The sequence below is a fragment of the Pseudokineococcus basanitobsidens genome, from assembly GCF_037482545.1.
In the GTDB taxonomy this organism is placed as follows: domain Bacteria; phylum Actinomycetota; class Actinomycetes; order Actinomycetales; family Quadrisphaeraceae; genus Pseudokineococcus; species Pseudokineococcus basanitobsidens.
The window spans coordinates 15577-29205 of sequence record NZ_JBBIAA010000009.1 but is presented as its reverse complement, the minus strand read 5'-3'; the positions used below and the strand labels follow the sequence as shown (position 1 = coordinate 29205).

At 77.6% G+C, this 13629-nt stretch carries 11 protein-coding genes; 6 read left to right on the top strand and 5 right to left on the bottom strand.

All coding sequences use genetic code 11. The features are described 5' to 3' along the window. Window positions 1–304, bottom strand: a 304-nt coding sequence (locus tag WDZ17_RS09615) for a sigma-70 family RNA polymerase sigma factor (RefSeq protein WP_339574931.1), incomplete at its 3' end; no start/stop codon positions are given. A gap of 50 nt (window positions 305–354) precedes the next feature. Then, window positions 355–756, bottom strand: a complete 402-nt coding sequence (locus WDZ17_RS09610; protein WP_339574930.1) for a VOC family protein — start codon at window positions 754–756, stop codon at window positions 355–357. A gap of 148 nt (window positions 757–904) precedes the next feature. Here WDZ17_RS09610 and WDZ17_RS09605 point away from each other — a divergent pair, with 148 nt between their 5' ends. Beyond that, window positions 905–1879: an endonuclease/exonuclease/phosphatase family protein gene (locus WDZ17_RS09605; protein ID WP_339574929.1), complete on the top strand. Its 975-nt coding sequence runs from the start codon at window positions 905–907 to the stop codon at window positions 1877–1879. Window positions 1880–1897: 18 nt separating this feature from the next. Here the strand turns inward: WDZ17_RS09605 and WDZ17_RS09600 are convergent, their stop codons facing one another. Next, window positions 1898–3730, bottom strand: a complete 1833-nt coding sequence (locus WDZ17_RS09600; RefSeq protein ID WP_339574928.1) for a putative PEP-binding protein — start codon at window positions 3728–3730, stop codon at window positions 1898–1900. Window positions 3731–4109: 379 nt separating this feature from the next. Here WDZ17_RS09600 and WDZ17_RS09595 point away from each other — a divergent pair, with 379 nt between their 5' ends. From WDZ17_RS09595 to WDZ17_RS09580, 4 genes are all read left to right on the top strand, one after another. Beyond that, complete coding sequence (locus WDZ17_RS09595; RefSeq protein ID WP_339574927.1) at window positions 4110–4910, top strand: DeoR/GlpR family DNA-binding transcription regulator; 801 nt, start codon at window positions 4110–4112, stop codon at window positions 4908–4910. After that, window positions 4907–5923, top strand: a complete 1017-nt coding sequence (locus WDZ17_RS09590) for a 1-phosphofructokinase family hexose kinase (RefSeq protein WP_339574926.1) — start codon at window positions 4907–4909, stop codon at window positions 5921–5923. The genes WDZ17_RS09595 and WDZ17_RS09590 overlap by 4 nt, the downstream gene beginning before the upstream one ends. A 176-nt stretch (window positions 5924–6099) precedes the next feature. After that, complete coding sequence (locus tag WDZ17_RS09585; protein WP_339574925.1) at window positions 6100–8259, top strand: PTS fructose transporter subunit IIABC; 2160 nt, start codon at window positions 6100–6102, stop codon at window positions 8257–8259. Window positions 8260–8361: 102 nt separating this feature from the next. Continuing rightward, window positions 8362–8619 carry an HPr family phosphocarrier protein gene (locus WDZ17_RS09580; RefSeq protein WP_339574924.1) on the top strand — a complete coding sequence of 86 codons (258 nt, stop codon included), beginning with the start codon at window positions 8362–8364 and terminating at the stop codon, window positions 8617–8619. Between the two features lie 331 nt (window positions 8620–8950). Here the strand turns inward: WDZ17_RS09580 and WDZ17_RS09575 are convergent, their stop codons facing one another. Next, a complete protein-coding gene (locus WDZ17_RS09575) occupies window positions 8951–9568 on the bottom strand; it encodes a biotin transporter BioY (protein WP_339574923.1) in 618 nt (205 codons plus the stop codon). Window positions 9569–9703: 135 nt separating this feature from the next. Next, a complete protein-coding gene (gene treS / locus WDZ17_RS09570; RefSeq protein WP_422631934.1) occupies window positions 9704–11944 on the bottom strand; it encodes a maltose alpha-D-glucosyltransferase in 2241 nt (746 codons plus the stop codon). A gap of 765 nt (window positions 11945–12709) precedes the next feature. Between treS and WDZ17_RS09565 the strand changes: the two genes are divergently transcribed. Next, complete coding sequence (locus WDZ17_RS09565; RefSeq protein WP_339574921.1) at window positions 12710–13555, top strand: HAD family hydrolase; 846 nt, start codon at window positions 12710–12712, stop codon at window positions 13553–13555. The last annotated feature ends 74 nt before the right edge of the window (window positions 13556–13629 follow it).

Genomic DNA, 13629 nt, shown 5'->3' with positions numbered 1-13629 from the left:
CCCTCCCCCCCCCCCCCGCCAGCTCGTCGAAGCAGACGTTCGTGGCGATGCGGTACAGCCACGTGCGCAGGGAGGAGCGCCCGTCGAAGCGCGCGAGCCCCTTCCACGCCCGGAGCATCGTCAGCTGCACGGCGTCCTCGGCGTCCGCGGCCGACCCGAGGAGGCGGTAGCAGTAGCCCGTCAGCTCCCGCCGGTGCTCCTCGAGCCGGTCGGGGCCCGCGTGCCCGCTCGGGCGGGAGGGGCTCCGGCGCGCGCCGGCCCCGGCGTCCTCGGCGGACGTCGTGGTCGTCGTCGCGTCCCCCACGGCGCGGACGGTAGCGGCGCCGGGTGCCGGGCGGTAGGGGCGCAGAGGCGTCAGCCGAAGAAGCCCGGGTCGGTGTGCAGGACCTCCCACTGGTGCCCGTCGGGGTCGGCGAAGGCGCGGCCGTGCATGCCGGGCACCTCCATGCCGTAGTCGGCGGGCTCGGCGCCGGCCGCCACGGCCCGGTCGGCGAGCGCGTCGACGTCCTCGGCGCTGCCCGCGGAGATGGCGACGATCACCTGGCTCGTCGCGTGCGCGTCCGCGACCCGGCGGGTCGTGAAGCGCTCGTAGAACGGCGTCGTGAGCAGCATCACGTGGACGCCGTCGTCGACGCGCATCCCGACGGCGGCGTCGTCGCGCATCGCCTCGACCACGGAGAAGCCGACCGCCTCGTAGAAGGCGACCGACCGGTCGAGGTCGGTGACGGGCAGGTTGACGAAGATCTGGGTGCTCACGCTTCCTCCTTCGGCTCCCCCCGCCGCGACGCCGGTGGACGCGGTCGCGGGGTGCTGGAGGGGAGACCGCGTGGCAGGGCGCCCCTCATCGGTGGCCGTGCTCGCGACCGCCCCGGTGGGACGAGGGCCGCGTGCCAGGGTGGCCGCCGTGAGGACGCTGCTCGCCGTCGTCGCGGCAGGCCTGGGCCTCGTCGCGGTCGTGACGACGGCGCCCGCCCTCGTCGGGCTGTCGACGACGGCGGGCGTGGCCCACGCGGTGGCCCTGCGGGGGCCCGGGGCCCTGGCGCTGGCCGTGGCCGCCGTCGTCCTCGGGCTCGTCGCCCGGCGCCGGCGCGGTGGCCGCGTCGCCGGCGGGCTGGCGGCGCTGCTGGCGGCCTGCGCGGTCGTGCACGTCGGCGTCCTCGTCCTGCGCGGGGTCGACGGCCGCGCGCCCGGCCCGGAGGCCGACCTCGTCGTCGTGGCGCTCAACACCGAGGTCGACGGCGTCTCGCCCGAGCAGCTCGCCGACCTCGTCGAGGCCGTCGGCGCCGACGTCGTCGCGCTGCCCGAGACACCCGCGACGGTGGCCGCGGCGATGGCCGCCGCCGTGGACGCCCGCACCGGGCAGCGGTGGAGCGCCCTCACCGAGGCCGTCGACGAGCGGCCGATCGCCGCGACGAGCCTGCTCGTGGCCGACCGGCTGGGCGCGCTCGAGCGCGTCGGGGCGCCGGCCCTGGAGCTGTCCGCCGTCGCGGCGCGCACGGACGCCGCGCCGCTCGTCGTCGCGGCGCACCCGCCGCCGCCGATCCCCGGCCGCTTCCCGATGCGGGAGTGGGCCGCGCAGGGACGGACGGCGGTCCGCGCCTGCGCGGTGCCGGGGGCGGTCGTCGCGGGTGACCTCAACGCGACCCTCGACCACGCCCCGCTGCGCGACGGGTTGGACGCCGGCCCGTGCGTGGACGCCGCCGAGGCCGCCGGGGCCGGCGGCCTCGGCACGTGGCCGGCGTCCCTGCCGCCGCTGCTCGCCGCTCCCATCGACCACGTGCTCGTCGACGCCCGCGCCTGGGAGCCGCTGACCGCCGACGTCGTCCGCGTCGGGGGCACCGACCACCGGGCGGTCGTCGTGGGGCTCGCCCGCCGCTGACGGCGGTGCCCCGGGTCGTCAGGAGAGCGCGGCGAGGGCGGCAGCCCTCCCGGCCGCGGGGTCCTCGGCGGCCATCGCCGCCGCGGCGGCGGCGCGGCACTGCTCGAGCGTCACCGTCGCCAGCCGGGCGCCGACGGCCGGGACGGCGGCGGCGGCCGCCGACAGCGACGTCACGCCGAGGCCGACCAGCACGCACGCGAGCAGCGGGTCCGCCGCGGCCTCCCCGCACACGCCGACGGGCTTGCCGGCCCGCTGCCCCGCGACCGCCGTCATCGCGACGAGCGCGAGCACCGCCGGCTGCCAGGGGTCGTTGAGGTCGGCGAGGTCGGACGACAGCCGGTCGGCGGCCATCGTGTACTGCGTGAGGTCGTTCGTGCCGATGGACAGGAAGTCGACGTGCTGCAGCAGCCGCGCGGCGAGCAGCGCCACCGACGGCACCTCGACCATGACGCCGGGGACGAGGCCGCGGGCCCGCACGGCGGCGGCGAACTCCCGGCCCTCGGCCTCGGTGGCCACCATCGGCGCCATCACCCACGGGCGCAGGCCCGTGCGCCCCGCCGCCAGCGCGACGGCGTCGAGCTGGCGGTCCAGCAGGCCGGCGTCACGCCGGACGACGCGCAGCCCGCGGACGCCGAGCGCGGGGTTCTCCTCGTGCTCCGGCGTCGCGTAGGCGATGGGCTTGTCCGAGCCGGCGTCCAGCGTGCGCAGGACGACCTTGACGTCGGACCGGTCGCCGGCTCCGCCGGCCGGCGTGGGATCGCCGGCTCCACCCGCGGCGCGGGCGCGCTCGGCGAAGGGCCGCAGCACCTCGGCGTAGACGGCGGCCTGCGCCTCGACGTCGGGCTCGACGGCCGTGCCGAGGAAGCAGAGCTCGGTGCGGAACAGGCCGACGCCCTCGGCCGGCCCCTCGGCGGCGACCCGCGCCGCGGCCCCGTCGGCGACGTTGGCGAGGACGGCGACGGCCGTGCCGTCGGCCAGGCGGCCCGGGCCCCTCCAGCCGGCGGCGGCCTCGCGGGCGGCTCGGTCGGCCGCGACCCGGGAGCGCGCCGCCGCCGCGTCGGGGTCGCGCTCGACGGCGCCCGTCGTCCCGTCCACGAGGACGACCTCGCCGACGCGGAGCTCCTCGGCGCCGGCGGTCGCGACGACGCAGGGGATGCCGAGCTGACGGGCGATGATCGCGGTGTGGCTCGTCGGGCCGCCGCCGCGCGTGACGAGCGCGACGACGCGTGCCGGGTCGAGGTCCGCGGTGTCGGCGGGGGCGAGGTCCTCGGCGACGAGCACGCTCGCCGCCTCGGGGACGGGCACGCCCGGCTCGGCCTGCCCGGTGAGCGCGGCGACGACGCGGTCGCGCACGTCGTGCAGGTCGGTGACGCGGTCGGCCATGAGGCCGCCCATGGCCGCGAACATCTGGGCGAACTTCTCGGCGGCGCCCGTGACGGCGACGTCCGCCGTGGCGCCGGTGCGGGTCCGCTTCCGGACCTCGCCGAGCAGCCCACGGTCCGCGGCGAGCTGCGCCGTCGCCCGCAGCACCGCCGCCGCGTCGCCCTCGGCGGTCCCCGCCCGCGCCGACAGCCGCTGCGCGAGCGCCTCGGCCGCCGCGCGGGCGCGCTCCAGCTCGGCGTCGCGCTCGTCCTCCGGCACGACGCCGGCGCCCCCGTCGGCGGGGACCTGCGGCAGCGCCGGCCGGGGCGCCGGCCGCACGACGGGTCCTACCGCGACGCCGGGCACGACGGGCGTGCCACGCAGGACGCCCTCGGCGGCGGTCCCCGGCTCGGGGGTGCCCGTCGTGGCGTCCGGCGCCGGCGCGGTGGCGGCCGGGGTCCGTGGGCCGTGGGCGTCGGTCGAGGTCATCGCGTGGGGCTCCCGTCGTCGTCGACGGAGCGGGTCGGCACCCGCGCCGCTGGAGGTGCCGCGACCGCCGGGGGCCTGCTCGTGGTGCCGGGCCCCGTGCGGTGCGGTGGCAGGACGCTACGAAGTCGCCCTTGACATGTCAAGGCAACCGGGCGTAGAACCAACCAACGCAACATCAGGGCCACATGAACCAACATGTCGACCCGCCAGCACGCAGCTCATCAGCACCACGAGCGCCATCAGCACCACGAGCGCCGTCAGGACCACCAGCACCACGGACCCGCCGCGGCGGGCGGCGCAGGAGCCGCCCGAGGACGCACCCGGCCTCCCGGGCGTCCACCGCGGGACCAGCGAGGTCCGACTCACGAGGGAGTGAGCCGTGTACGCACCCGAGCGCCAGGCGGCCATCGCCGCCCGCGTCGGCCGGGAGTCCCGGGTCGCCGTCAGCGACCTGGCCGCCGAGCACGCCGTCACCACCGAGACCGTCCGCCGCGACCTCGCCGTGCTCGAGCGCGCCGGCGTCCTGCGCCGGGTCCACGGCGGCGCGCTGTCCGCCGCGGCGCTCGCGCTGCCGGAGACGCGGGTGGAGGAGCGTGACCGCGTCGCCGCCGAGGCCAAGGACCGCATCGCCGCCGTCGCGCTCGCGCAGCTGCCACCGGGCACGACGAGCGTCGCCCTCGACGCCGGCACGACGACGGGCCGCCTGGCCGCGCTGCTCGCGAGCTCGCCCGGCGCCCTGGTGGAGGGCAGCTCGCTCGTCGTCGTCACCCACGCCGTGCACCTCGCCGCCCGCCTCGTCGGCGTCCCGGGCGTCGAGCTCCGGCTGGTCGGCGGGCGCGTGCGGCCGGCGACGCAGGCGGCCGTCGGCGCCGAGGCCGTCCGGGCCGTCGAGGACCTGCGCGTCGACGTCGCCGTCGTCGGCACCAACGGCTTCTCGGCCGACGGGGGCCTGACGACGCCCGACGCGGAGGAGGCCGCGGTCAAGCGCGCGCTCGTGCGGTGCGCCCGCCGCGTCGTCGTGCTGGCCGACGCCGGCAAGGCGGGCCGCCAGGACCTGCACCGTTTCGCCCGGCTCGAGGAGGTCGACGTGCTCGTCACGGACAGCGCCCTGGACGCCCCCGCCCGCCGGGAGGACCGCGCGGCCCTCGCGGCGGCCGGCGTCGACGTGGTGGTGGCGTGAGCCCCGAGGCGGTCGGCCCCGCCACCGTCGACGTGGTCGACGTCGTCACCCTCACCGCCAACCCCAGCCTCGACCGGACGGTCGACCTCGGTGCCCCGCTGCGGCGCGGCGCCGTCCAGCGGGCGACCGCCTCCTCGGTCGAGCCCGGCGGCAAGGGCGTCAACGTCGCGCGGGTCGCCGCCGCCGCTGGTCGACCCGTGCTCGCGGTGCTCCCCGCGGACGCGGGGGACCCGATGCTCGCCGCGCTCGCGGAGGTCGGGCTGCCCGCCCGACCCGTGCCCGCCGGCGGCCCCGTGCGGACCAACACGGCGGTCACCGAGCCCGACGGGACCACCACGAAGGTCAACGAGGCCGGCCCGGTGCTCACCACACGGGGCGCCGCCGTCCTGCGCGGCGCCGTGCTCGCCGCCGCCGCGGGCGCCCGCTGGGCCGTGCTGTCGGGGTCGCTCCCCCCCGGCGCCCCCGCCGCGTTGTACGCCGACCTCGTCGCCCCCCTGCGCGAGGCCGGCTGCTCGGTGGCCGTCGACACCTCGGGCCCGGCCCTCGCCGCGCTGCTCGGGCCCGGCGCCGGCCCGGAGCAGGCGCCCGACGTCGTCAAGCCGAACGGCGAGGAGCTCGGCGAGCTCACGGGCGAGGACGGCGAGGCCCTCGAGGCCGACCCCCGCGCCGCGGCCCGCGCCGCCCGGGCGCTCGTCGACCGCGGCGTCGGCGCGGTCCTCGTGACGCTCGGGGCCCGCGGCGCCGTGCTCGTGACGGCGCAGGGGGCGTGGAGCGCGCTGCCACCTCCCGTCGTGCCGCGCAGCACCGTCGGCGCCGGGGACTCGGCGCTCGCCGGCTACGTCCTCGCCGACCTCGCGGGGCTGGCGCCCGACGAGCGCCTGCGCTGGGCCGTCGCCCACGGCTCCGCGGCCGCCGCCCTGCCCGGCTCCGCCCTGCCCGGGCCCGGGCAGGTGCACCCGGACCTCGTCGAGGTCACCGAGCTCGACCTCACCGAGGTCCCCCTGACCCCCTGACCTCCTGACCCCCTGATCCCGGACCCCTCGACCTCCTGGCCCCGCACCTCCTGACCCCCGCCGGACCACGGCCCGACGCCCTGCCCGCACCTCCGACCGCTCCGCCCACCCGACCGCCCCGCCCACCCGACCGCTCCGCCCACCCGACCCCGATCGACGACGACCGAGAGGCCCCGATGAGTCACAGCACCGCTCCCAGCGCACCGAGCAGCAGGGAGGGCGACGGCGAGGACCTCCTCGTCCCGCGCCTCGTCGTGCTCGACGCCGACCTCGGCGGCACGAGCGAGGACGTCGTCCGGCGCCTCGCCGCGCTCGTCGGCGAGGCCGGCCGCACCGCCGGCGCCGACGGCACGGAGGCCCTCGAGGACGCCGCCCTGGCCCGCGAGGCCAGCTCGCCCACCGGCCTGCCGAACGGCATCGCCATCCCGCACGCCCGCACCGCCGGTGTCACCCAGGCGTCGCTGGCCTTCGCACGTCTCGAGCGGAAGGTCGACTTCGGCGCGCCGGACGGCCCGGCGGAGCTCGTCTTCCTCATCGCCGCGCCCGAGGGGGCCGGCAGCCAGCACCTCAAGCTGCTGAGCAAGCTCGCCCGCGCGCTCGTGCGACCGGCCTTCACCGCGTCGCTGCGGGAGGCCGCGACCCCCGACGACGTCGTCCGGCTCGTCGACGAGGTGATCGACCCGGCGCAGGCACCCTCGGCCGCCCCCGCCGCGGGCCCGGTGACCGGCCAGGGCGGGGACGCCCCCGCGTCCGCGTCGGCGGCGGTCGCCGCCGACGCCGCGGCGACGGTCGACCAGGAGACTCCCGCGGCGAGCGCCACCGGTGTGCGCCGCGTCGTCGCCGTCACCGCGTGCCCGACCGGCATCGCGCACACGTACATGGCGGCCGACTCCCTCGTCGCCGCGGGCGAGCGCGCCGGTGTCGAGGTCGTCGTCGAGACGCAGGGCTCCTCGGGCTCGACGCCGCTGGCCCCCGAGCTCATCGCCGGGGCGAGCGCGGTGATCTTCGCGGTCGACGTCGGCGTCCGGGACCGCGGCCGGTTCGCCGGCAAGCCGCTGGTCTCCTCCGGCGTCAAGCGCGCCATCAACGAGCCGGACGTCATGGTCGCCGAGGCGCTGCGTGCCGCCGACGACCCGTCGGCCGAGCGCGTCGCCGGTGACGGCGGCGCGGGCGCGGCCACGGCCGGCGCGGGCGCGCGCTCCGGCGGGGCCGGCTTCGGCTCGGAGCTGCGGCGCTGGCTGCTCACCGGCGTCAGCTACATGATCCCGTTCGTCGCGGCGGGCGGGCTGCTCATCGCGCTGGGCTTCCTCTTCGGCGGGTACCAGATCGTCTCGGCGGCGCCCGGCGACCCCGACGGGACGGCGCTCAACACGCTGATCATCGCGAACAACAGCCTGACCGACCTGCCCGACGGCGGGCTCACCCAGTACATCGGGGCGGTGCTCTCCTCCCTGGGCCAGCTCGCCTTCGGCCTCCTCGTGCCGGCGCTCGCCGGCTACATCGCCTACGCGATGGCCGACCGGCCGGGCATCGCGCCCGGCTTCGTCGCCGGGCTCGTCGCCGGGGCCACGGGCGCAGGCTTCATCGGCGGTCTCGTCGGCGGCCTGCTCGCCGGTGCCGTCGCGCTGGCCATCAGCCGGATCCCGGTGCCGCAGTGGGGCCGCGGGCTCATGCCGGTCGTCGTCATCCCGCTCTTCGCGACGCTCATCACGGGCTTCGTCATGTTCGCGCTGCTCGCCCGGCCGCTGGCGGCGGTCACGGGCGGCCTCGCGGACTTCCTCAACGGGCTCTCGGGCGGCTCGGCCGTCCTGCTCGGGATCATCCTCGGGCTCATGATGGCCTTCGACATGGGCGGCCCGCTCAACAAGACGGCCTACGCCTTCGCGGCCGCGGGGCTGTCCGCGGGCTCGACGACGGACACCGCACCGTACGTGATCATGGCGGCCGTCATGGGCGCCGGCATGGTGCCGCCGCTGGCCCTGGCGCTCGCGACCTTCGTCCGGAAGAACCTCTTCACCGTGCCGGAGCGGGAGAACGGCAAGGCCGCCATCCCGCTGGGGCTCGCGTTCATCACCGAGGGCGCCATCCCCTTCGCGGCGGCGGACCCGCTGCGCGTCATCCCCTCGATCATGCTCGGGTCGGCCGTCACCGGCGGGATCATGATGGCGGCGCAGGTGCAGCTCCAGGCGCCCCACGGCGGGGTCTTCGTGTTCTTCGCCATCAACCCGTTCTGGATGTTCCTCGTCGCCCTGCTCGCCGGCGTGCTGGTCTCGGCCGCCGCGGTCGTCGCCGCCAAGAGCCTCGGCCGCTCCAAGGCCGACCTCGTCGCCGCCTGAGCCCCGGCCCCTCGACCTCCCGGCCCGGACGGGCGCGCCGCCGCCCGGGCCGGGAGGATCACCCGCGCCACCACCTGACCGCTCCTGCCCGAGGAGGGCCCCGTGCCCAGCACCACCGTGACCGTCGGCTCGTCCGTCGGCCTGCACGCCCGTCCGGCCGCCGTCATCGCCGCCCGCGCGGCCGAGCTCGGCAGCGAGATCACCCTCGCCGTCGAGGGGGAGGAGCCCGTCGACGCGGGCTCCGCGCTGATGATCATGACGCTCGGCGCCGAGCAGGGCACCGAGGTCACCGTCGAGGGCGAGGACGAGGCGCACGTCGCCGAGATCGCCGAGCTGGTCCGTACCGACCTCGACGCCTGAGACCCGCGCCGAGGGACCACGGCCCCGCCCCCCACCGGGGGCGGGGCCGTCGTCGTCGGCCGCCCGCGTCGGGGGGCCGTCGGGCCGGGGGCGTCGGGCCAGGTGCTCATGTGAGCGAGGTCACCCCACCCCCGGCCTTCACCGGCGCGCGGACGAGGAGTAGACACGTCTGCGCCGGGTCCGCCTCGCCGACGGCGCCGAGACGGGCCCGACACCGCGACGACGACGGCACGGACCCCGTGCCGCGGGGACGACCGCCCGGCACCCGCCCGACGACGACGGCCCCTCCCCGCGACGCGGGGAGGGGCCGTCGTCGTACCGGTCGGTCGGGTCAGGCGTCCTCGCGCCCGCGACCCAGGGCGCGCACGAGGGCCCAGACCCCAGGCAGCAGCCCGGCGGCGAGGAGGGCCTTGACGGCGCCGCCGAGCAGGAACGGGGTGAAGCCGGCGGCGACGGCCTGCGTGGCGCCCATCCCCGTCGTCAGCGCGAGCCACGGCACCCCGACGGCGAAGACGACGAGCTGTCCCGCGACGAACAGGGGCAGCGCGCGCAGCACGCGCCGGTCCGCGCCGTGCCGGGCCGCCAGCCCCACGAGGTAGGCCGCCGGCACGAAGCCGACGACGTAGCCCCCGGTGGCACCCACGACGGCCTCGAAGCCACCGCTCGCCTCGGAGTAGAAGGGCAGCCCCACGAGCGCCGCGGCGATGTACGCGCCCATGACGGCGACCGCCCGCACGGGGCCGAGGGCCGCGGCGACGACGACGAGCCCGAGCGTCTGCCCCGTGATCGGCACCGGGGACCCCGGGACAGGGACGGCGACCTGGGCCATGACCGCCATGCCGAGGGCGCCGGTGGCGACGAGCGCCACGTCGCGGGCACGGCTGCCGGGCAGGAGGTCGGCGAGGACGCGGCCGGCGGTGACCGGTGCGGGGAGGGCGGCGGAGGACACGGGCGGCTCCTGGTGGTCGGGTCGGGTCGGGTCGTCGCGGGTGATCCTGGCAGAGCCCCGGGCGCCGGCCGCCCGTGCGCCGGCGGCGCGGTGCGGCCCGGCGGGCGTCGGGACGGCGGCCTCGCGGGGTCGTGCTCAGGCGGGGCGGAGCACGAGGAACAGGCCGCTGTACGGGCTGAGCCAGACGCTGAAGCTGCGCAGGTCGTCCACCCAGCCCACCTCGCCGCCGTCGCGGGCGTCGAGGACGGCCGCGCGGGGGCTGAAGGTGTCGGAGCGGACGGTGCCCTCGACCCGCTCGCCGGTGAAGTTCAGCACCGTGACCTGCAGGGTCGCGGCGTGCAGGGACGCGTCACCGCCGTCGAGCCGGTGGACGAGGACGAGCATCCCCGGGTGGGCGACGTCGGGGACGTCGACCTGCGTCGCGGTCGCCAGGTGGTGCTGGGCCCGCAGCGCGAGCACGTCGCGCAGGCGGGTGGCGAAGGAGTCCGGCTGCTCGAGCTGGGACGGCAGGGACCCGTACAGCGACCGGGCCCTCGGCATGCCGCTCGCGGACGTGGTGGCCCCGGGGTCGACGTCGAGCAGGTCGTGGGCACCGCGCTCGACCCAGCGGGTGTCCCCGGTCTCGACGAGGCCGGCCACCTCCTCCTGCGGCACGGGCAGCATGCCCAGCAGGTCCCAGCCCGAGAGGACGAACACGCCCGGCTGCCAGGCGTTGAACATCGCGAGCAGCAGGTGCGCCCGCCGGATCATCTCCACCGAGCCCTCGTCGATGCTGTCCAGCGTGCGGTGGCCGCGGGTGGCGGCGATGACCGACGCGCTGGTGCACGCGATGCCGTTCGTCGTGAAGACGAGGTTGTAGTCGGCGGCGGGGGCGGTCAGCGCCCGCAGCAGGTCGGCACGGACGGTCTCGGCGAGCTCCTCGCCGGTGACCTCGCGCCCGCGGAAGACGTACCCGTCCTGCGCGTGGACGGTCGCCCAGTGCACCAGCTCGTAGGTGAGCTCGTCGTGGTTCTGCAGCCCGTGCACGAGGGTGGCCGGGTCCACGCCGACCTCGAGCGAGGTGCGCAGCGTCAGGCGCAGGAACTCGGTGTCCCCGGTCGCGAGGGCGTGGTGGTACGCGGGGCGGTTGACGAAGTCGTAGGACAGGTCCGCGCCGACGGCCCCCGTGTCACGGATGTCCTCGATGCCGAGGTTGAGCTCCTGGAAGGTGAAGCCGCCGACCTTGCGCACGGTGCTCGCGATGACGTGGTTGGCCGCCTGGGACAGGGGATGGCCCTCGGACCACGCGGGCAGGCCCTCCGCGGACTTCTCCACGCCGAGGAAGCCGTTGGCGTCCAGGCGCAGCGCGCTCGTGCCGAGCTCGGCGAGGCTGTGCAGCGCGTCGCCGATGACGAGGCGCATGCCCGCGAAGGTCGGGTCGAGCCAGTTGATCGAGGGCTGGCCCATCTTGAAGTAGTGCAGGTAGACCCAGCGCCGCACCGTGCCGTCGACGCCGGTCACCGGGGCCGTGGCGCTCCAGTTGGTCTCCTTGACGCCCGGCGCGTAGAAGATCACCCGCTGCAGGGCGCCGATGATGTAGCCCTCGTCGGCCAGCCGGCGCTCGGTGGTCGCGTCGAGGTTGACCGCGTCGCGCCCGTCGGGGACGTCGGGGAGCAGGTGCCAGTCCCGCTCGGGGATCTCCACCATGTGGTAGATGCCCGGGTAGTCCCCCTGCGCCATCTCGGCGAGCCGGAAGTCGGCCCCCTTGCCGGTGTGGCCGGGCACGATGTCGTCGATCACCGACCCGCCGTGGGCGTCGGCGACCTCGCAGAGGGCGCGGAAGTCCTCCTCGGTGCCGAACGCGGGGTCGATCTGGGTGCTGATGCGGTCGAAGTGCCCGTCGACGCTGGGCGTCTCCTCCCAGCCGGTGAGCCCACCGGCCCGCTTGACCGGTCCGGTGTGGATGCCGTCGATGCCGATGGCCTGGAACGCCTCCCACAGCGCCTCGCTGCCGACGGCGGCGAGGAAGGACTCGCCGGGGCGGGTGATGAGGGAGATCGGGTAGGCGTTGAACCAGACCGAGGCGGTCGAGACGGCGCGGCGGGCGTCGGGGCGGGCGTAGGGGTTGCGCCACATCGCCGGGCTGCCCGAGAGCTGGCGGCTCAGCGCCTCCGCGTCCGCCAGCATCGACTGCTCCTCGAGCCAGGCGACGTAGGCGGGGTTGGTCCCGTCGGCGGCGCGACGGCGGGGCTGGCGCCGTCGCCCGCCCTCGAGCTGGGCGCGCGGTCGCAGCCGCCGCGGCCGTGCGGGGTAGCGCTGCTCGTCGTAGGTGATCTCGGGGGCGTCGTGGGCGGCCGGCGCGGAGGCGCCGCCCGCGGCGGGGGGAGGGGCCAGCAGCAGCCCGCCGTCCCGGGTCGGCAGGCCGACGCCGCCCACGACCACCGCGGCGCGGGTCCACGGCCGTTGGTCGGCCAGGAACGCGAGCTCCTCGGCCCCGCGCTCGTGCCGGGAGGGCGGGGCGGCCCCGACGTCGGACTGGACCCAGACGGCGGCGTCGACGACGCCGTCGAGCTCCCGGCGCGAGGCCCCCGCGCCCTCGACGAAGACCCACTCGGTGCCCGCGGGCACCGAGACGGCCCCCTCACGGCCCCGGGCGTCCCACGCGGGCGGCCGGTAGTCGACCGCCCGCCCCTCGCGGGCCGGCCGCAGCACGCCCTCGGCGAGCAGGTCGGTCCACCCGAAGGGGGAGTGGTGCCAGGCGACGTCGTCGGTGCTCACGACGACCGCCGCGGGCGCGGCCGCCGCGAGCCGCGCCGCCAGCGTCGACGTCCCGGAGCCGCCCCGGCCGTCGACCGCGACGACGCGCGGGCGGCCCCGCGCCGCCCCGGCGGCCCGCTCCAGGAGCGCGAGGAGCTCCTCGACGTCGGCGAGGCGCCAGGGTCCCGCGGCCGGCTCGCCCTCGGGGAGCGTGAGCGCCGGGAGCGCCCCCGTCGGATCCACGTCTCCAGCGGCGGGTGCGGGGCCGTCGTCCATGGGGACGACCGTACCCATCCGGTCGACGGCGCCCGCCCGTCCCGGTGCCCGTTGCGACGCCGGACCGACACCGACCCGTCACCCGGACGGCCCCCGCGGGGGTGCGGGCCGCGACGTACTGTCACCGGCATGCGCTGGCTCGTGGCCCTCGACGTCGACGGGACCCTCGTCGACCACGACGAGGTGCTCTCGAGCGCCGTCCGCGAGGCCGTCCACGACGTCGTCGCCGCCGGCCACCACGTCGTCGTCGCGACAGGGCGCTCGCTCGACAGCGCGTCCCCGGTGCTCGGCTGGCTCGGCCTGGTCGCCGGGGAGGGCGGCGACGGCGCCGGCGGGGACGAGGCGCCGCTGAAGCCCTACGTCTCGCCGATGGTGTGCAGCAACGGCGCCGTGACCGTGCAGGTGGACCCGGCGCTGCCCGGCGGCCACGAGGTCACCGACGTGGTGACGTTCGACCCCGAGCCGGTGCTGAGGCTGCTCGTGCAGGACCTGCCCACCGCCGCCTTCGCCGTCGAGGACGTCGGGATCGGCTTCAAGGTCGCGGGCGCCTTCCCCGAGCACGAGCTGACGGGGCGCATCGAGCACGTCGCCTTCGAGGAGCTCCTGGGCGCCCCGGCCTGCCGCGTCGTCGTCCGCAGCCCGGAGCACACGCCCGAGGACTTCCTCGAGATCACCTCCCGGCTCGGCCTGAAGGGCGTCAACTACTCCGTCGGCTGGTCGGCGTGGCTCGACCTCGCGCCCGAGGGCGTGAGCAAGGCCAGCGCGCTCGAGGTCGTCCGGCAGCGGCTCGGCGTGGACCCCGCGCGGACGCTCGCGGTCGGCGACGGGCGCAACGACCTCGAGATGCTCCGGTGGGCGGCCCGCGGCGTCGCCATGGGGCAGGCGCCGGCCGAGGTGCGCGAGGCCGCCGACGAGGTCACGGGCACGGTCGTCGAGGACGGCGTGGCCGCCGTCCTCGCCACGCTCCCGCGCTGACCCCTCGCTGCCCTCCCCGGTCGACCCTCCGCCGACCCCGGGCCGGCCCCGCGCAGGGTCCACGGACGGCCGAG